Genomic DNA, 18243 nt, shown 5'->3' on the forward strand with positions numbered 1-18243 from the left:
TCGCGACAACCTTTTATAGAATCATCGCTAAATAGATTACTGATTGGATACGAGAAACAATATCCTTGTTGAAGAATGCGTGAACGGCAGCCGAGCCTTCATGTCGCCACGCCGCTTCGCATAGCCTCCGCGAGGGCGCCGCCGGGGTGGCCGTACTCGGCCGCCGCCCGGATCGGCCCTGCCGGAAAATTGCTAAGCCATTGGAATTTTTTGATTTTTTGTTTTTGCGCGGGGTTTCCTTTTCACCCGGGATGTTTTAGAAGGTCACGTTTCCTCCCTGAGCAGATATCCATTCGCCATGCCCACGCCCTGGTCCAGCCTGCTGTCCGATTTTTCCGCCGTCACGGTCGCCGCCGTTCCCGACGGCGCCGAGGCGCTGGCGCTCGCCGAACTGGTGCGTTCGGAAAAACGCCGGGGGCTCGACGCCGTCTACGTCGCCCGCGACGGCCAGCGGCTGCAACAGCTCCAGCGGGCGCTCGCCTTCTTCGCGCCGGAGATCGGCGTGCTGGAATTCCCCGGCTGGGACTGTCTTCCCTACGATCGCGTGTCGCCGACGCCGGCCGTGGTCGCCCGGCGCATGACGACGCTGTCGGAGCTGGCCGCCCACGCCGGCGACAGCAGGCCCTTCGTGCTCGTCACCACCGTCAACGCGCTGGTGCAGCGCGTCGTGCCGCCGTCCCTGGTGTCCGGGCAGGTGATGGCGCTGGCGCCCGGCAACGTCGCCGACATGGGCAAGCTGACGGCCTGGCTGGAGGACGCTGGATTCTCCCGCTCGTCGACGGTGCGCGATACCGGCGAATATGCCGTGCGCGGCGGCATCCTCGATCTCTACGCGCCGGGCACGGACGCACCGGTCCGCCTCGACTTCTTCGGCGACCAGCTCGAATCGATCCGCACCTTCGACCCGGAGAGCCAGCGCTCGACCGGGCAACTGAAACGCCTGGACCTCGTGCCGATGAGCGAGGTGCAGATCACGCCGGCCTCGATCAAGCGCTTCCGGCAGGGCTATGTCGCCGCCTTCGGCGCCGCCACCTCGGGCGATCCGATGTACGAGGCGGTGAGCGAGGGGCGCCGCTACGCCGGCATCGAGCATTGGCTGCCGCTGTTCCACGAGCAGCTCGGCACGCTGTTCGATTACACGGGCGATGCGCCGGTCATGGCCGATCCGCTGGTCGACGAGGCGGTGAACGAGCGCCTCACCACCATCGTCGACCATTACGAGGCCCGACTCGACGCGTTGAAGACCGGCGGTTCCGGCGCGCCCTACAAGCCGATGCCGCCGACGACGCTCTACCTTGCCGAGAGCGAATTGCAGGGCCTCCTCGGCCGCCGCGCCGTCGCCCGCCTGACACCGTTCAACCGGCCTGAACAGTCGTCGGTGAAAGTGGTCGATTTCGGCGGCAAGACCGGCCGCTCCTTCGCCGCCGAGCGGGCGGCCGGCGATATCAATATCTTCGACGCGCTGGTCAAATACATTGCGTCGCTCGGCGCGGAAAAGCGCAAGGTGATCCTCGCCTGCTGGTCGGAAGGCTCGCGCGATCGTCTCGCCCAGGTGATCCGCGACCACGGCGGCCAGGCGACCGAACTCGCGCCTCACCTCGACCATGCGCTGAAGGCGCCGCCCGGCGTGCTGCCGCTCGCCATCCTGGGCATCGAGACCGGCTTCGAAGTGCCCGGTTTCGTGGTGATCGCCGAGCAGGACGTCCTGGGCGACCGGCTGGTGCGCGGCGCCAAGAGCCGCAAGAAGGCCGAGAACTTCATCAAGGAGGCGACCAGCCTCGCCGAAGGCGACCTCGTGGTCCATGTCGATCACGGCATCGGCCGCTTCGTCGGCCTGAAGACCATCGAGGCGGCCGGCGCGCCGCACGACTGCCTGGAGATCGTCTACGCCGGCGGCGACAAGCTGTTCCTGCCGGTCGAGAATATCGAGCTCCTGAGCCGCTACGGCTCCGACGATGCCGAGGCGCAGCTCGACAAGCTGGGCGGCGGCGCCTGGCAGGCGCGCAAGGCGAGGCTGAAGAAGCGCATCCGCGAGATCGCCGACGAGCTGATCAAGACGGCCGCCGCCCGCCTGCTCAGGACGGCGCCGGTGCTGTCGCCGCCCGAAGGCCTCTATGACGATTTCGCCGCCCGCTTTCCCTATGACGAGACCGAGGACCAGCTCAACGCCATCGAGGCGGTGGCCGGCGATCTCGCCTCCGGCCGGCCGATGGACCGCCTGGTCTGCGGCGACGTCGGCTTCGGCAAGACGGAAGTGGCGCTGCGCGCCGCCTTCCTCGCCGCCATGAGCGGCAAGCAGGTGGCGGTCGTCGTGCCGACGACGCTGCTGTCGCGCCAGCATTTCCGCACCTTCCACGAGCGCTTCAAGGGCCTGCCGATCAAGGTGCGCCAGGCCTCGCGCCTCGTGCCGTCGAAGGATCTCGCCGCCACCAGGGCGGGCATAGCCGACGGCACCGTCGACGTCGTGGTCGGCACGCACGCGCTGCTCGCCAAGGGTATCGAGTTCAAGGACCTCGGCCTGTTGATCATCGACGAGGAGCAGCACTTCGGCGTCAAGCACAAGGAGCGGCTGAAGGAGCTGAAGTCCGACGTGCACGTGCTGACGCTCAGCGCCACGCCGATCCCGCGCACGCTGCAACTGGCGCTGACCGGCGTCCGCGAGCTGTCGCTGATCGCCACGCCGCCGGTCGATCGCCTCGCCGTCCGCACCTTCGTCACCCCCTTCGACCCGCTGATCGTCCGCGAGGCGATCCTCAGGGAGAAATACCGGGGAGGGCAGGTGTTCTACGTCTGCCCGCGCGTCGCCGATCTCGCCAGCCAGCGGGAGTTCCTGGAAAAGCACGTGCCGGAAGTGAAGGTGGCCGTCGCCCACGGCCAGATGGCGGCGACGCAGCTCGAGGACATCATGAACGCCTTCTACGAAGGCCAGTACGACGTGCTGCTGTCGACCACCATCGTCGAATCCGGCCTCGACATACCCACAGCCAATACGCTGATCATCTACCGTGCCGACATGTTCGGCCTCGCCCAGCTCTACCAGCTCAAGGGCCGCGTCGGCCGTTCCAAGACGCGCGCCTACGCCATCTTCACGACACCGCCGGAGAACCGGATCAACGTGGTGGCCGAGCGCCGGCTCAAGGTGTTGCAGTCGCTCGACACGCTCGGCGCCGGCTTCCAGCTGGCGAGCCACGACCTCGACCTGCGCGGCGCCGGCAACCTCCTCGGCGAGGAGCAGTCCGGCCATATCCGCGAGGTCGGCTACGAGCTCTATCAGCAGATGCTGGAAGAGGCGGTCGCCCAGCTCAAGGCCGGCATCGTCGACGAGGTCGCCGAGGACCAGTGGTCGCCGCAGATCACGCTGGGCACGCCGGTGATGATCCCCGACCACTACGTGCCGGACCTGCAACTGCGCCTCGGCCTCTACCGGCGTCTCGCCGAACTCGAAGACGGCGGCTCGATCGACGCCTTCGGCGCCGAGATGATCGATCGCTTCGGCCCGCTGCCGGAGGAGGTCGAGCATCTCCTGAAGACCATCACCATCAAGAGCCTGTGCCGCAAGGCCAATATCGAGAAGATCGACGCCGGGCCGAAGGGGCTCGTCCTGTCCTTCCGCGACGGCAAGTTCGAAAACCCGGCCGCGCTGGTCCGTTACATCGGCGAGCAGGGATCGCTCGCCAAGATCCGGCCGGACCAGAAGATCGTGCTGACGCGCGACTGGCCGGAGGCCGAACAGCGCCTGAAGGGCACGGCGGCGGTGCTCCTGAAGCTGGTCCGTATGGTCGAGGACGCCAAATCCGGCGCCTCGACGGCGCTCGCGCCCATCGAACCGCAGAAACTGAAGCTCAAGCCGACGCCGCCGCCTCCGCCGCCGGCACCGGTGCCCAAGGGACGCTACCCGTCGCTGACGTCGCTCAAGGGAAAAAGCCGGCGCTGAATCGGCCGAAGGCCGGAATTCTTGGCTTCGTGCCCTGAATTCTACACGTTTCTGACACAATCGAGTATTGAAGTAGCTATTCTTGAGGAGAGGTGACCCCGCGGTTGGAAAGCGTGGAGGTCGTCATGAGCGAATTGATCAACGTTTCAACGTTGTTGCTGGTGGGCGTGCTCGGCGGGATGACGGCCGGCACGGCCTTCGGCTTTATCTGGCTGACCGAGCGACGCAACCCCGCCTTGGGCGTATGGGCCGCCTCGTTGTGGCTCGGCGCCGCCGCCTGCGCTTTCTACATGTTGCGTCCCGTGGTGCCGGACTGGACGTCGGTGCTGTTCGGCAACGCCGTGCTGGCTTTCGCCTATGGCCTGATCTGGCTCGGCTTCCGGCTTTTTGAGGGCTGCCGGCCGGTTGTTTGGAAGGCGGCGATCGGCGCGGTCGCCTGGCTGCCGTTCGTCGCCATTCCCCTGCTGCGCGACGAGCCGGCCTTGCACGCGGCACTGGCGGCGCTGGTGATGTCGCTTTATTCGCTGGCCATCGCCTGGAGACTGGTCCAACGCCGCCGGATCGAGCCGCTGCCGGCTCGGTTGCCGACCGCCGTGCTGTTCGCCGCCCACGGCACGCTCTATGCGTTCCGCGTGCCGTTGCTGCTGCTCCTGCCCGATCTCGGCTTAGGCGCCACCTTCGACCAGTCGCCGCTGTTCATTGCCGGCGTGTTCGAGGCGCTGCTGTTCACGCTGTTCCTGGTCGTCGCCATGCTGACGCTGATCGCCCAGCGCGACGCTCACTTTCATCGCAAGGCCGCCAATATCGACGCGCTGACCAGCCTGCCCAACCGGGCGGCCTTCTTTCGCGCCGCCGAGGCGCTGCTGCAGGGCGGCGGCGGGCGCGGCGTGCTGATGGTATTCGACCTCGACCATTTCCACTTCGTCAACGACCGGTTCGGCCGCGAGGAGGGTGACCGGGCGCTACGAGCCTTCGCCCAGGTGCTGCATCGCGAGGTGCGGCCGCCCGACATCGTCGCGCGGGTCGGCGACGAGGAGTTCGCGCTGTTCATGCCGTCGATCCGGCTCGACGTCGGCCTGTCGATTGCCGAATATCTTTGCCGCCGGACCGAGGAGTTGAAGCTCATGACCGACGGCGGCGAGCGTATTCCGCTCACCACCAGCGCCGGCGTGGCGGCCGTCGCCGATGTCGGCCCCGACATCGGGGCGCTGATGGCCGCCGCCGGCGCGGCGCTGGCCGAGGCCAAGCGCATCGGCCGCAACCGCTGCCGCGCCTATCGCGTCGCGTCGAAGCTGCACGACCGGTTGGTGGACGATTGGCTCAAGACCGGCTGAAACATTTCCGTTTTCAGGCGGCGGCGGTCGCTTTCGGCCGGACCGCCATCGTGCCGAGCAGCAACGCGACGTAAATCGCGATGGCGGCGATGGTCAGCCATGCCGGGAAGTACAGCTTCTCGGTCGCCTCCATGGCGTCGAAGGCGATGCGCAGACCGATCGCCGCCTGCAACAGCGCCGCCGGCAGATAAAGCACGGCCACGTAGCGGACCGGCGCTCCGGTGACGGCCGGCAGGATGATCGGCGCGTGGGCGAAGACCATCGACAGGATGAAGCCGACGGCGATGGCGTGAATGGCCGCGTCGTGGCCGTAGACGGTTTCGCCCGGCGGCAGCAGCGCGAGGCTTGCGGCGGCGACGATCAGCCAGCCGTAGCCGCAGATCAGCAGCAGGGCGGAGAAGCGGGCAAACCCGCGCGTGCGGACGGTGCGCAGCGCGATGTCTTCCCTGAGCAGCCACAGCGCGATGCCGGCGAGCGACAGGGACAACAGCGCCGAGCCCTGCCATGGCTGCCCGAGCCCGAGCGCCAGAGCGAAAAGGCCGACCAGAACGACCAGCAGGACGCGGGCGGCCAACGTCGGCCTCAGCAGCCGCGATAGCTCGATCCGTTCGGCGACGACGGTCAGGATCAGGAAGCCGAGCCAGACATAGCCGACCTCCGGCAAGCTTTGGCCGGATATCCAGAAAATTGTGCCGAGCGGCCACAGCGCGGCGGCGATCGTCATCAATCCGGTGAACAATGTCGGCAGCTTCCAGGCGGCCAGAGCCGTGAGCGCCGTAAGTCCGAGACCGGCGACGAGGAACAGCGGCGCGGTCGCCTCGGCATAGCCGCAAAGCAGGAGAACGGCGCCCGCCGCCGACACCGCCGGCACCAGAAGCGCTACGAGGCGGCCATCCGCCACCGCCCGTTCGAGCGAGATCAGCGTGCCGAAAAAGCCCGAGGCCATGATCGCCCCGTGCATGTCCGCCGTGTCGCCGACCGGCGCGACCACGCCCAGGCGGGCGAGGCCGCCGGTGAGGCCGGCCACCAGCGATGCCGCCGCGGTCACGGCAAGGGCGATGCGGAGAAACGGGGTGAGCTTCATGGTGCAATCCGGAAGGGTGGAGACGGCGGCCAGGCGAATGGATTCTGAACGCGACTGTCCTCAGCGTCCGAACAGGCCGGCGGCGAACTTCGAAACGGCCGCCTCGAAGCGCGACGGCTGCCGCTCGAAACGCGAGCGGACGGCGGGATCGGCGAGCTCCGGCGACCAGACGGCCGATTTGTCGATGGCGACGGTCACCGTCCACCCCGCTCCGGCGGCACTCTCCACCGCGGCGCGGGCGTTCTCGCCGATCAGGCCGCCGAGCGGGCAGGTCGGCGTCGTCATCATCAGCTCGACATGGACCGTCCGGTCCTCGATGTCGAGGCGGCGGACGAGGCCCAGCGAGACGATGTCGATGCCGAGTTCGGGATCGTCGACGGTGGCGAGGGCGGCAAGGATCTGCTGTCTCATGGCCTCATCTCCGGGTCAGCCGGATGCGCCAGATGTCCGGCCCCTGTTCGAGATAGTCCCAGCCGAAGCCGACCAGGGTCCGTTCCTCGAAATGCTGGCGCAGCGGCACCGGGTCGAAACTGTTGACGATTTCCAGCGCCTGGCCGGGCTCCAGGGCGTCGAAGCTCTCGATGATGGTGGCGCGACGCAGCTCGCACGGCAGGCGGCGCACATCGAGTACGCTCAGGGGGGCGGTCGTATCAAGGGGCATCGGTGGGCTCTCCGTTATTCGATAGGCGAAACCTATCCGTCCCGCTTCGCGCTCTCGTTGTTGTGCCGCAAACTCCGGTAATGGAAACGCCGGCGGCGCCCCGAAGGGCGCCGCCAGTCTCATTCTCGAACGCCAGGCGGAGAACCGCCGCCTCAGAGGATCGAGCGGTAGAGCGTCTCGATTTCCGGAATGTTGGTGTCGCGCGGGTTGCCGCCGGTGCAGACGTCGGCGAACGCCGCCTGGGCGAGCGCCGGAATGTCCTCGGCCTTGACGCCGACTTCCGACAGCTTGGCGGGAATGCCGACATCGGTGGAGAGCTTCTGCACGGCCGTCACCGCCGCCTTGCGCGCCTCGGCGATCGGCATGGCCTCGGTGCCCGGAACGCCCAGCGCCGCGGCGATGTGCCGGTACTTCTCGCCGGTGAAGTCGGCGTTGTAGGCCATCAGCGTCGGCAGCAGCACCGCGTTGGCGACGCCGTGCGGCGTGTTGTAGAAGGCGCCGAGCGGGTGGGCCATGCCGTGCACCAGGCCGAGGCCGACGTTGGAGAAGCCCATGCCGGCCACATACTGGCCGAGCGCCATCTCCTCGACGCCCTTGGCATCGCCGGCGCAGGAGGCGCGCAGCGAGCGGCCGATGATCTCGATCGCCTTGATGTGCAGCGCGTCGGTCAGCTCCCAGGCGCCCTTGGTGATGTAGCCCTCGATGGCGTGGGTCAGCGCGTCCATGCCGGTGGCCGCCTTGAGCGGCGTCGGCATGGTGGCCATCAACTCGCTGTCGATGATGGCGACCAGCGGAATGTCGTGCGGGTCGACGCAGACGAACTTGCGGCGCTTCTCCTCGTCGGTGATCACGTAGTTGATGGTCACCTCGGCGGCGGTGCCGGCGGTGGTGGCCAGCGCGATGATCGGCACCGACGGCTTCTTGGTCGGCGCGACGCCCTCGAGGCTGCGCACGTCGGAAAATTCCGGATTGCTGGTGATGATGCCGATCGCCTTGGCGGTGTCCTGCGGCGAGCCGCCGCCGATGGCCACGAGATAGTCGGCCTTGGCGGCGGCGAAGGCGGCGACGCCGTCCTTGACGACGCCGATGGTCGGGTTGGGCATCACCTTGTCGAACAGCTCGTAAGGCAGGCCGGCGGCGTCGAGCAGGCTCGTCACCTTGGCGACCGTGCCGGCTTTGACCAGCACGGCGTCGGTCACCACCAGCGCCTTCTTGTAGCCGCGGCGCTGCACCTCGCCCACCAGCTCGGCACGGGCGCCGGCGCCGAAATAGGACGTCTCGTTGAGAATCATGCGATGGGACATGCTCTGTTCCTCCTGAGGCCGGTTTCTCCCGGCATGTCGATGGTCGCGGCGCACGCGGCCGGGCACCTTGCCGGGATCGGGACCCGACGCACGGAGTGCGCGCGATCATCGCGGAAATCGTTTCCCGACACGAAAAGCCGCCCGAGGGCTGAACCATATTGAAAATTATTGGCTCGCAAGGTCGCTCACAACCTCGCACGAACCCCTATTTTTTGACTGAAGATGATCGATTTTGACAATTTTGCAGGAAAGCTGACCGTCAGCAGAAGGCCTACGAAGCCCGGCCAGGCCTGCGTTGTAAAGTCTTGCGAATAGGTCCCGGCCGGCAGGTCTTTTTCAGTCGAGCGCCTGGCGGCGGGTTTCCGCGTCGATCCGCGACGCCGCCGCCGCGGCGAGGACCAGCAGCACGGCGAACAGCGCCACCGCCGCCCCGAAGCTCCAGGCGATCAACAGCGACAGCAGCGACGGCGCCAGAAGACCGCCGAGCCGGGCCATGGCGCCGGCGGCGCCCATGCCGCTCGCCCGCGCCGCCGTCGGATAGAGTTCCGGCGTGTAGGCGTAAAGCGCGCCCCAGGTGCCGAGCAAGGCAAAGCTCATCAGCAGGATGGCCGTCGCCACCAGCGCCGCGTTGCCGGCAACAACGAACAGCGCGCAGCCGGCCGCCGACAGCAGCAGGAAGCCGATCAGCGTCGGCCTGCGGCCGATCCGCTCGACGCCCCAGGCGGCCAGCGCGTAGCCGGGAAGCTGGGCCAGCGCCACGATGACCAGGAAGCCATAGCCGCGCACGAAGCCGAATCCCTCGCCGGCGAGGCGGGCCGGCATCCAGGTGAAGATGCCATAGTAACTAAGCGATACCAGGAACCAGACGGCCAGCATCAGCAGCGTCCGGCTTCTCAATGCCGGCGACAGCAGGCGGACGGCCTGCGGCGCCGCGCCCGCCGCGAGCGGCTCGGAAAGCGGCGCCTTGCCGTTGGCCACCAGCACGCGATCGATGACGGCGCGCGCCTCGTCGCCTTGGCCCTTGCGCAACAGATAGAGCGGCGACTCCGGCACCATCAGGCGCAGCCAGAAGCCGATCAGCGCCGGAATGGCGGTGACCAGGAATATGACGCGCCAGGCATCGGCAATCCCGGCAGAAGCCGCCGCCCAGGCGGCGAGCGCCACGACGACCGTGCCGACCGCCCAGAAGGCTTCCAGCATGACCAGCCAGCGTCCGCGCCGGTCCGACGGCAGAAACTCGGCCATCATGGCATAGTCGACCGGCAGCGTGCCGCCGACGGCGACGCCGGTGAAAAAGCGGGCGACGAGCAGCAGCCCGAAGTTCGGCGCGAACACCGAGGCGAGGCCGAACACGCCGTCGCACGCCACGGTGACCAGCAGCACCCGCCGGCGGCCGATGCGATCGGCGATCCGGCCGAACAGCGCCGCACCGATCATCATGCCGAAGAAGAACAGGGTGCCGGTCTGCAGCGCTTCCGGCACCGTCAGACCGAAGCTTGCGGCGATCGACGGGGCCGTGAAGCCGACGGCCAGTACCTGCATGGCATCCGCCGCCCAGACCAGGCCGAATATGCCGAGAAGCCGCCGCTGAAACGGGCCGATGCCGGCATGGTCGAGGGCAGTGTCAATGGCGACCGGCATGAAGGCACCTCGAGTCGGAGACTGATGCGCTCTTTCTTAGACCAAAGTCGCAAGCGAGAAAACCGCGCCGGATTCTCAGCTTTTGCCGCACCGGTGATTGCCGTTCACCCGCCTGGAAGCGAACGCGACTTCGTGATCGCCCCGAGGGTGACTAATACTAAAGTCGTATGCTATAATCTCGCCCAAGATAAACGACGACAGAGGCAAGAAGGGATCATGAGCGATTTGTCACAGGACACCGTCAAGTGTCCGTTCATCCGGTGCCGTCACCCGGTACCGCGCGCCTGGAGCGAGGGATGCGCTTCGAGCTGCTTCCTGCTTCGCAGGGAGCGCCGACGGATTACTGTCCGTCACACTTACGACTTCTAAGGAGGGCGCGTCCCTCCTTTTTTATTGGATCGCCGAAGCCTGCCGAAGAGATTGGTGAGCGCGATGGGACTCGAACCCATGACCCCATGATTAAAAGTTTTGCCAAGGGCCATTTCATGGGCAAACAGATCATATCACCGAACAACACATAACCAATTGAAAAATGTAGCCATATAGGAGTATGTTGGAGCGTGTTGCTAACGCGGGGTAACGGCCTAAGACAGACCGATTCTGTTACCCCTGCGTTACCCCGCTCGACCACATGATCTCCACAGGGCGACCCCATGACCTCTGTTATGATGACGGCGAAGTGGCTTCTGGGGCTCGAACGCAAAGAGCCGCCCGACGCGCGCGAGGAGTTCGCCGACGCAGGCGTGAAGGGCCTCTATCTTGTCCGACAACCGTCCGGCGCGATGTCATGGGCCGCCCGCTACCGTCATGCCGGCAAGCCGCGCAAGCTCACTCTGGGTCCGTATCCGCTGCTAGGGCTCGCCGAAGCGCGCCAGAAGGCCACCGAGGCGCTTCGGGCGGCTTCTGAGGGAAGCGACCCGGCTGGCGAGAAGGCCGCTCAGCGGGCCGCCGTGAGGGCAGGTGAGCCAGTCGTCGACCGCGACCAGTTCGCTACCGTCGTCGGCGAGTTCCTGAAGCGCGAGATCAGGCCGAAGAATCGATCGCACGATCTGGTGGAAGCCATCTTTAAAAACCACGTCACGCCGAAGTGGGGCGACCGAAAGATCCAGTCGATCACGCGGCGCGACGTCATCGAAGTGACTGATGGCCTCGTGGACAAGGGGCAACCATACGCGGCCAACCGCACCTTTGCCCACGTGCGGCGCTTGTTCAACTGGGCGATCAGTCGCGGCATCGTGAACGCCTCTCCATGCGCTGGGATGAAGCTTCCCGGTGCCGAGCAAGCGCGCGATCGGGTGCTATCGGATGCCGAGATCAGGCTTTTCTGGCTTGCGAGTGAAGAGCTTGAGGAGCCGTTTCGGGGCTTCTTTCGGGTTCTTTTGCTCACTGGTCAGAGGCGGGATGAGGTTGCCGGCATGAGGGCAAGCGAGGTTGATGGCGCGGCGTGGATGGTCCCTGGCGATCGCACGAAGAACGCCCGCGCTAACCTCGTCCCGATCAGCTCGGAAACGCAGGCTGTCCTGGATGTGGTCCCCCGGATCGCAGGTTCCGCCGGCTATCTCTTCACGACCACCGGCCGGACACCGATCAGCGGCTTCAGCCGCGTGAAGGCGCGCCTAGACGCGCTCATGCTCGCCCGGGCGAGGAAGGAAACCGCTGATGACGATGCTGAGGAGGTGAAGTTGCCGGAATGGCGCATTCACGACCTTCGCCGAACGGCAGCAACCGGGATGGCTCGCCTTCGTGTCGCGCCCCACGTTATCGAGGCGGTTCTCAACCACAAGAGCGGCCGGATTTCCGGCATCGCTAGCGTTTACAACCGTTTCGAATACGAGGAAGAAAAGCGGTCGGCGCTTGCGGCTTGGGGGCGCTTTGTGCTGGCGCTCACAAAGGAAGGGGAGACGTCGAACGTCGTCGAGCTCCGGGCCTCACCATGACAGACCAAGCCGCGTTCAGCCGTCGCCTGAGTGAAGGCTATACTGACAATGAATGGTCGGTGATCGCCGCAATCATCGGGGACCGAATGCCGCCCGACGTGGAGGCTGTTCGCGTTTGGATGCAGGCCGCGTGTTTCTCGGTCCTGGTATATGAGGTAATCAACGAGCAACGCGACCGATCAGCCGAGGAGAAAAATTATAGAGATGTCGCAACGGCGTCCGCTTATCTACTGGATCTGATTAAGGCACAGCCAGAATTCTGGCGCATTGCTATGGAGATCAGAACTGCCGAGGAAGGCGCCTCGGATCGTCTCATTGAGGGGCTGGAGCAGCTTGCAGATGTCGCGGCGAAGAATGCCGCGATCGTGCGCAAACGCGGTCGCCCGGTTCGGGTCGCCCGGCGGATGATCTGGAGCCAGCTGATTGAATTCTGGCGCGATGATCTTGGCTTGCCAGTTACGCGGTCGATTGATCCGATCACGGGCGCCGTGACCGGCCGGCTTGAAAACTTTTTGGTTGCGGCATTGGCCCCGGCGTGTCCGGCTGATCCGCCGACGCTTCAGGCGGCGAGTGATTTCGTCAGGAAGTACCGCGCGACGAATGGGCAAATATTCGGCCGAACGTAAAACATATTCCCCATTTTCTCAGGTCCATATTTGTTGGGCAGCATCACCTCATAGGAAAACATGAGGTGACTTTCATGCAAACTGAAGGCGAATTGATCAGCGCTCAAGACGTGTGCCGCCGCTATGGCATCGTCGACATGACGCTCTACCGCTGGCTCAAGGATGCCAACATGGATTTCCCACGCCCGGTTGTCTTGCGCCGCCGGAGGTACTTCTACGCTTCAGAGGTACAAGCTTGGGAACGCGCTCGGGCGGGGAGGGTGGTGCAATGAACGACAAGGTTCTCACCTTTGCCGACCTCAAGGCAGTCTTGCACTTGGCGCTTTTGCTGAAGGACGACGCGAGCGATGACGAGGGCAATGCGATACTCGCTGCGGATCGGCACGGATCTATGGCTGATCCTCGTGATCTGATCGAAGCTGCTGAATTGCTCATCACTCTTCTGGATGGGAGGGCGGCGTCATGATCGATAATTCGCTCGTCGCGGTTTCGTTTGAAGTAGTCCGCGCGTTTGGTCTTGAAAAATGCGTGAACAAAACGGCAGAATTGATAGCCAAAACCGTGATGGAGTCGGGTTTAGTCAATCTTGAGGCAACGACTGATCTTTTCGTCGAGAATCTGTCGGCTGCGGCCGGTGATGGATTGATGGAATGGTTCCCCGAAATCACTGATGACGAGGAGATAAAATACTTCCGCCTTGCTTTTTGGACGTCTATTCGAACGACAGCGATTGCGAAGTTGCATCAGGGAGGCACGGCGTGAAGATCGATCCCCGCACCTCAGAGGCGATGCGCCTCGCCTCGATTGCCGCCGACGTGGAAGAGAGGTTCCGCACTGCCATCGCCAGCGGTCGGTATTCGCGAAGCGCGATTGACCGGCTGGAGCGGCAGGTTTGGGCCGCCAAGTCCGCCGCTGAAGACGCCCGCCTGGCTCTCGGTGGCCGGAAGGGGTGACGTCGGTGAAGCTCCGCGGGCGGTTCAGTACTATCCATCGTCGCAATGGCTGGCCAGAGGAGTTTGCTCTGGCCAGCCAGCGCTTCGGCGAGGACTGGCGCGCAGCTCGTGAGGACGACGCGGCGGCCATACTGGCTGTCGAGTTCATTGAGCGCCAGTGCCATGAAGAGGATTTTGAGTATTTCGTTCTCTGGGCGGTTCACGGCGTCAGTTTCTCCGAGATGCACAAGCGCGGATGGGGCTCAACGGCGGCTATTTCTGCGGCCGTGTTCCGAGCGGCCGAAGCGGCGCATGCCATATATTCTGGAAACGAAAAGAAAGAGCCTTCAAGATTTCAAATCGAGGCGACGAAGCTGCTGCGTGAGCTGACAAGAGACTAAAGACAGTCACAAATTATAAGGGATGATTCGCCATGACCGCGATGGTAATGCTTCGCGAGCGGAGATTTGTACGCTCAAATGGGCGTGCGCTTGACATAGACTCAAACGTCAGGCATGAAATGACTAATGGTCATAAATGTGACCGACGGGCCGCAGCGTTCAGACGCACGCGGCTTTTTTCATGCTCTCATCCTGAGATATTGCCCATGACGCCCGCGAATCTTATTCGTGCCGCGGCCTCTGTGCTGCCATGCGACAAGCACACACAGACTGTCGCGTGGGTCGAGATCGGCCGCGCCGGTCTGCGGAGCATCCGGGCGAAGGGCAAGAACCAATCCCCCCTTACTGCCCGCGAGTTTGGCGCCTTTGTTCTTGGTCGCCTCGTCAGCGACAGCCGGCCCGACGTCCGCCGCCTTGCGCCCTTGGCTGCCGGCTTGCGGTGCGTATCGCCGTGGGTGGTTTCTGCCGGTTCGGACGGGCTGGCGACGGTTACCGGCGTGCCGATGTGGTGGCGCTCCATGGCGGCCCTGCCGGTCGGCCATAGTGCGCTTGATCTGCTCAGCGCCATCGCTGATGACGCCATGCACAACCGGTTCGATGCCGGTGCGGCTTGGCTGCGCCACATCGTGCTGAGCTTCTCGACGCCAGCGATAGCGATTAATCTTTCCGTGACCGACGAAGCGCGGCAGGTGCTCGAGGCCGGCGGAACGCTTGCCGAGGCCGTCGCGCCGTTCATCGGGCTGAGGGCGCACTATCAGGTTGAGCCGGCACGGCTCCATCCGGATATCAAATCGGCGGTGGTCGCATCCATGCGTGCAGTGCCGATTTCGTCGCGGATCGGCACAGCGCGGACGATCGACCTTTCCGTGTTCGTTGAGTTGATGGAGGAGATGCATCATGGATGATGACCTCCCCTTCACGGGCGTTGTGTATCACGAACACGAGGCCGAGGAAGCCGGGCGCCATCACGCGCGGTCTATCGCCGCGAAACACGGTCCCGTCTATCTCGTCGAGCATCTGAAAACGAACCGGGAGAGCCTGCGACGATTCCTTCGCGTCCTCGTCGGTTCGCCCGCGATGGACGACGGCGCCGGTCGTAAGTTCGTAGCAAAGCTCACCAATATTGCGTGGCGTGCGTTTGTCGACGAAGCGACCATCATCGCCGCCAACACAGCCGATCCGGCCCGGCCGGCAAACTGATAAGAAAAAGGCCGCTCCGGCGCCAACCGGAACGGCCTGAAGACATGAACCCATCCCCACATCACCGAGGATGTGCAGAATATGCCTCATGGTGTTCAGAAAGTCAAACGTGCTCATGTTTTGTCGCCGCGCCGGGGGCGTGCTCTACGGCGCCGCGGAGAAATCGAGCGCCTGATAGCCTTCCGTGCTGAGTTTGGGTTGCCTTGGCCCGATTTGCAGGGCTTGTCCGACGTTTGGTGCAACAGCCTGTTCGTAGCGATAGGAATGGCGCCAGACCTCCCTATGATGCAGCAATCCGGAATCGTAGGCATCGTCGGCGAGAGGACCGCACTTAGCTCCTGCCACCGGCTGGAAGAGTTTCTAGAGCGGGTCGGCGGGCGATATCAGCCGCTGACCGGCCCCAACGCTGGAAAGCTGCTCCATCTAACAGCGGAAGAGCGCTGGGCTTGCTCGATTACCACCATGATGGCGATCGACGAGACCAAGGCGGAACGACTTGCGGCCGTCGCGGAAGACCGACGCCAGCGCGACCGGGAGCGCAAACGACGGGAGCGGGCCGGTACGGTCAAGAAGCAACGGACCATTTATGAGGCTGGAAGCATCAGCCGGGCAAAACCATGGGAAGCACTCGGCATGTCACGGGCGTCTTGGTATCGGGCTGGCAAGCCTGAACCGACTGTTGCGGAACACCGTGAGACAAGTATGTCCGCGCTCAGTATATAATATATGGGAGTGGACACACTTGTCTCACGGTGTTCCAAGGCTGAAACGCCTTTCCAGCTAAGCACTTGAGAGCCTATAGGCTCTTTCAATCATCAAATCACAAATCCGGTCCCGAAAGGATCTCGACGCGGAACGTCGAGCGAACCCGCTCAACGGCCCGCAGGGCCACTGAGGCGGCGCCGCGCGCCGCTCACGAAGAAGGATTTCGCATCATGGCTGCACGCGTCGGAGGGCTGTTCCTCGAACTAAACGCCGATGCTAGTGGTCTCGCCGCAGGCTTAGGCGCGGTTGATATGAAGATCGCTGCGTACGAGCAGAAAATGAAGCGGGCGGCGACCACGTCCGATGTTGCGTGGACTGCTTCGTTCGGCCGTATCGCTGCATCGGCTAGCATGGCGGCGGCTCGGATCGCCGCGTTTGGCGTTCCCGCTGTAACAGCCGGCCTTGCCGGCGCCGCTGCCGCCGCTCAGGCCTTTGCGCGCTCGCTGGCTGAAGTCGGCGACAAGGCGAAGATGTCAGGCCTGTCAAACCGTGCGTTTCAGGAACTCGCCTACGTCGCCAAGGTCAACCGCATCGAGGTCGACGCGCTCGCCGACGGCATGAAAGAGCTATCGCTCCGCGCCGATGAGTGGATCAAGACCGGTGGCGGCTCGGCAGCCGAGTCATTTCAGCGCCTTGGCTTCACCGCGTCCGACTTGGCTGAACGCCTCAAAGACCCATCGGCGCTCCTGATAGAAATCACCGGCCGCGTCCAGCAGCTCGACAAAGCGGCGCAGATCCGCATCTTCGACGAGTTGTTCGGCGGCCAAGGCGGCGAACGGTTCGTTCAGCTCATCTCCCAAGGCGCCGATGGCCTCCGGCGTACGGTGGCCGAAGCGCATGCGGTCGGCGCGGTTCTCTCCGACGAGGTGCTTGCCAAGGCCGATGAGATCGACCGGAAATTTACAGCGATCACCACCACCATCGGAATGGGCATGAAAGGCGCGATCGTCGAAGCCGTCAGCGCGGTTGATGATCTGATTGAGAGCCTCAAAAGCGTCGACGAACAGGGCACGAACCGTCTTCAAGATCGCCTCGCCGGCATCGGTGCTGAGCGGGTCGATATCGAGAACAAGATCCTCGCCTTGAAGGCGGAGGACCGGGAAGGCATTGGCGGCGCGTGGGGGGCGGATAACAGCGCGATCATTTCGACGCTGGAAGACCAGATGAAAGCCCTTGCCGAGGAGGAGTCTCGCATCCTCGGTGTGCTCGAAAAGCGCCGGAACACGACGAGCACGCCCGCCAGCGCAGCACTTGAGCCGATCCTCGTTCCATCGACCAGCGCAGTTGCCGTCACGCCGCCAACTCCAGTTCCCGATCCCCGCAAAAGCCTCGGCTATGTCTCCGCCTATGACGAGGTGATGAAAAAGGCTCGCGAGGCGTCTGCTCAGCTCGAAATGGAGCGCCAGGCACTACGGCTCACGACGGTCGAAGCGGATGCGCTACGCCGCGCCTTCGAACTGCTCAATCAGGTGCAGTCACAGAACGGCGAGGTCACGCCGCAGCAGCGCCAGGCCATAATCAAGCTCGCCTCGGATCAGGCCATTCTCGCCGATGAGATCGACCGGGCGAAGATGAAGACGGACGATTTCGCCAAGTCGGCGCAGGAAGGATTCGAGCGCGTTGCCTCGTCGATCGGCTCTGCCTTGGCGCGGACCAAGGATTGGCAGTCCGTGCTCTCCGAAGTGATCATGCTGCTAGTCGATCTGGCGGCCAAGTGGATCGGTCCTAAGATCGCATCGGCGCTTGGCGTCGCCAACCAGACCACCGCCACCACCGAGTCCGTTGCCGCGACGGTGTCAAAGACGCTCGCCGGTTCGGTGGCGAACGACAACGTGTCGACGGCGGCAGCGAGCAGCGTTGCCAATCTGGCGGCCTATCGCGAGGCTATCGGCTCGATTGAGAGCAGCGGCAATTATTCCGCCCTTGGTCAGGTTCTCTCCAGCGGCGATCGCGCCTATGGCAAGTATCAGGTCATGGGCAACAACATCGGCCCTTGGACGCAGAGCGCCGTCGGCTACCAGATGACGCCGCAGCAGTTCCTGAATTCGCCATGGGCTCAGGATGCCGTGTTCAATCAGCAGTTCGGGAATTCGCTTGCCCGCTACGGCAACGCCAACGACGCGGCGAGTGTTTGGTTCACCGGCCGGCCCATGGCCACTGGTTCCAGCGCTGTGGATGCGCTCGGGACTTCCGGCTCCCAGTATGTGACCAACTTCAACTCTGCGCTGGAGAAGACGACGGGCTCGCTGGGCAACATGAATAGCACCGTCAGCGAAGCGGTGGGCTTGATCGGCAAACCGGCGAACAACGCGACGTGGCTTGGTGGCAGTTCCACGGCGAGCGTGGCTCAGTCTGCATCCAGCGGCCCCCTGGATCTTGGCCAGTTCACCGGTGGCGGGACATCAGGCGGCTTCCTGACCAGCA

General features: G+C 64.4%; 18 protein-coding genes. 13 read left to right on the forward strand and 5 right to left on the reverse strand.

Features of this window, described 5'->3' with window-relative positions; all coding sequences use genetic code 11:
• Nucleotides 1-298 precede the first annotated feature (298 nt).
• Both mfd and CJ014_RS24765 read left to right on the forward strand, forming a co-directional pair.
• Nucleotides 299-3934 carry a transcription-repair coupling factor gene (mfd, locus tag CJ014_RS24760; protein ID WP_100083182.1) on the forward strand — a complete coding sequence of 1212 codons (3636 nt, stop codon included), beginning with the start codon at nucleotides 299-301 and terminating at the stop codon, nucleotides 3932-3934.
• A 125-nt stretch (nucleotides 3935-4059) separates the two neighbouring features.
• Entirely contained in the window at nucleotides 4060-5268 is a 1209-nt protein-coding gene (locus tag CJ014_RS24765; RefSeq protein WP_133121941.1) for a GGDEF domain-containing protein, read from the forward strand.
• A 13-nt stretch (nucleotides 5269-5281) separates the two neighbouring features.
• Here CJ014_RS24765 and CJ014_RS24770 read toward each other — a convergent pair whose 3' ends face one another.
• The 5 genes from CJ014_RS24770 to CJ014_RS24790 form a co-directional block, all read right to left on the reverse strand.
• A complete protein-coding gene (locus CJ014_RS24770; protein WP_100083184.1) occupies nucleotides 5282-6352 on the reverse strand; it encodes a hypothetical protein in 1071 nt (356 codons plus the stop codon).
• 60 nt (nucleotides 6353-6412) lie between these two features.
• Entirely contained in the window at nucleotides 6413-6763 is a 351-nt protein-coding gene (locus tag CJ014_RS24775) for a metal-sulfur cluster assembly factor (RefSeq protein ID WP_100083185.1), read from the reverse strand.
• 4 nt (nucleotides 6764-6767) lie between these two features.
• Nucleotides 6768-7013: a DUF2249 domain-containing protein gene (locus CJ014_RS24780; protein ID WP_100083186.1), complete on the reverse strand. Its 246-nt coding sequence runs from the start codon at nucleotides 7011-7013 to the stop codon at nucleotides 6768-6770.
• 152 nt (nucleotides 7014-7165) lie between these two features.
• The gene (gene fucO / locus CJ014_RS24785) at nucleotides 7166-8317 is read right to left on the reverse strand and encodes a lactaldehyde reductase (protein WP_100083187.1); all 1152 of its coding nucleotides are present in this window, start codon (nucleotides 8315-8317) and stop codon (nucleotides 7166-7168) included.
• Between the two features lie 336 nt (nucleotides 8318-8653).
• Entirely contained in the window at nucleotides 8654-9958 is a 1305-nt protein-coding gene (locus CJ014_RS24790; protein ID WP_100083188.1) for an MFS transporter, read from the reverse strand.
• Nucleotides 9959-10611: 653 nt separating this feature from the next.
• On the opposite strand from CJ014_RS24790, the gene CJ014_RS24795 reads away from it, so the two are divergent.
• The 11 genes from CJ014_RS24795 to CJ014_RS24840 all read left to right on the forward strand — a co-directional run.
• Nucleotides 10612-11895: a tyrosine-type recombinase/integrase gene (locus CJ014_RS24795; protein WP_100083189.1), complete on the forward strand. Its 1284-nt coding sequence runs from the start codon at nucleotides 10612-10614 to the stop codon at nucleotides 11893-11895.
• A complete protein-coding gene (locus tag CJ014_RS24800) occupies nucleotides 11892-12521 on the forward strand; it encodes a hypothetical protein (protein WP_100083190.1) in 630 nt (209 codons plus the stop codon). Before CJ014_RS24795 ends, CJ014_RS24800 begins: the two co-directional genes overlap by 4 nt.
• Before the next feature lie 74 nt (nucleotides 12522-12595).
• Entirely contained in the window at nucleotides 12596-12793 is a 198-nt protein-coding gene (locus CJ014_RS24805) for an AlpA family phage regulatory protein (RefSeq protein WP_100083203.1), read from the forward strand.
• On the forward strand, nucleotides 12790-12987 hold the full coding sequence (locus tag CJ014_RS24810; protein WP_100083191.1) for a hypothetical protein: 198 nt from the start codon (nucleotides 12790-12792) through the stop codon (nucleotides 12985-12987). Before CJ014_RS24805 ends, CJ014_RS24810 begins: the two co-directional genes overlap by 4 nt.
• Nucleotides 12984-13283 (forward strand): hypothetical protein, encoded by a 300-nt coding sequence (locus CJ014_RS24815; RefSeq protein WP_100083192.1) that lies wholly within the window; start codon nucleotides 12984-12986, stop codon nucleotides 13281-13283. The genes CJ014_RS24810 and CJ014_RS24815 overlap by 4 nt, the downstream gene beginning before the upstream one ends.
• On the forward strand, nucleotides 13280-13474 hold the full coding sequence (locus CJ014_RS24820) for a hypothetical protein (RefSeq protein WP_100083193.1): 195 nt from the start codon (nucleotides 13280-13282) through the stop codon (nucleotides 13472-13474). The genes CJ014_RS24815 and CJ014_RS24820 overlap by 4 nt, the downstream gene beginning before the upstream one ends.
• Before the next feature lie 5 nt (nucleotides 13475-13479).
• Entirely contained in the window at nucleotides 13480-13854 is a 375-nt protein-coding gene (locus CJ014_RS24825) for a hypothetical protein (protein ID WP_133121942.1), read from the forward strand.
• Nucleotides 13855-14060: 206 nt separating this feature from the next.
• Nucleotides 14061-14759, forward strand: coding sequence for a hypothetical protein (locus CJ014_RS24830; protein WP_100083195.1), 699 nt, complete (start codon nucleotides 14061-14063; stop codon nucleotides 14757-14759).
• Complete coding sequence (locus tag CJ014_RS24835; protein ID WP_100083196.1) at nucleotides 14752-15054, forward strand: hypothetical protein; 303 nt, start codon at nucleotides 14752-14754, stop codon at nucleotides 15052-15054. The genes CJ014_RS24830 and CJ014_RS24835 overlap by 8 nt, the downstream gene beginning before the upstream one ends.
• A gap of 81 nt (nucleotides 15055-15135) precedes the next feature.
• The gene (locus CJ014_RS27965; protein ID WP_165790980.1) at nucleotides 15136-15777 is read left to right on the forward strand and encodes a hypothetical protein; all 642 of its coding nucleotides are present in this window, start codon (nucleotides 15136-15138) and stop codon (nucleotides 15775-15777) included.
• A 212-nt stretch (nucleotides 15778-15989) separates the two neighbouring features.
• A partial coding sequence (locus tag CJ014_RS24840; protein ID WP_100083197.1) for a hypothetical protein occupies nucleotides 15990-18243 on the forward strand: 2254 nt, incomplete at its 3' end.

Origin of the sequence: Pleomorphomonas carboxyditropha (assembly GCF_002770725.1) — a bacterium.
Classification (GTDB): domain Bacteria; phylum Pseudomonadota; class Alphaproteobacteria; order Rhizobiales; family Pleomorphomonadaceae; genus Pleomorphomonas; species Pleomorphomonas carboxyditropha.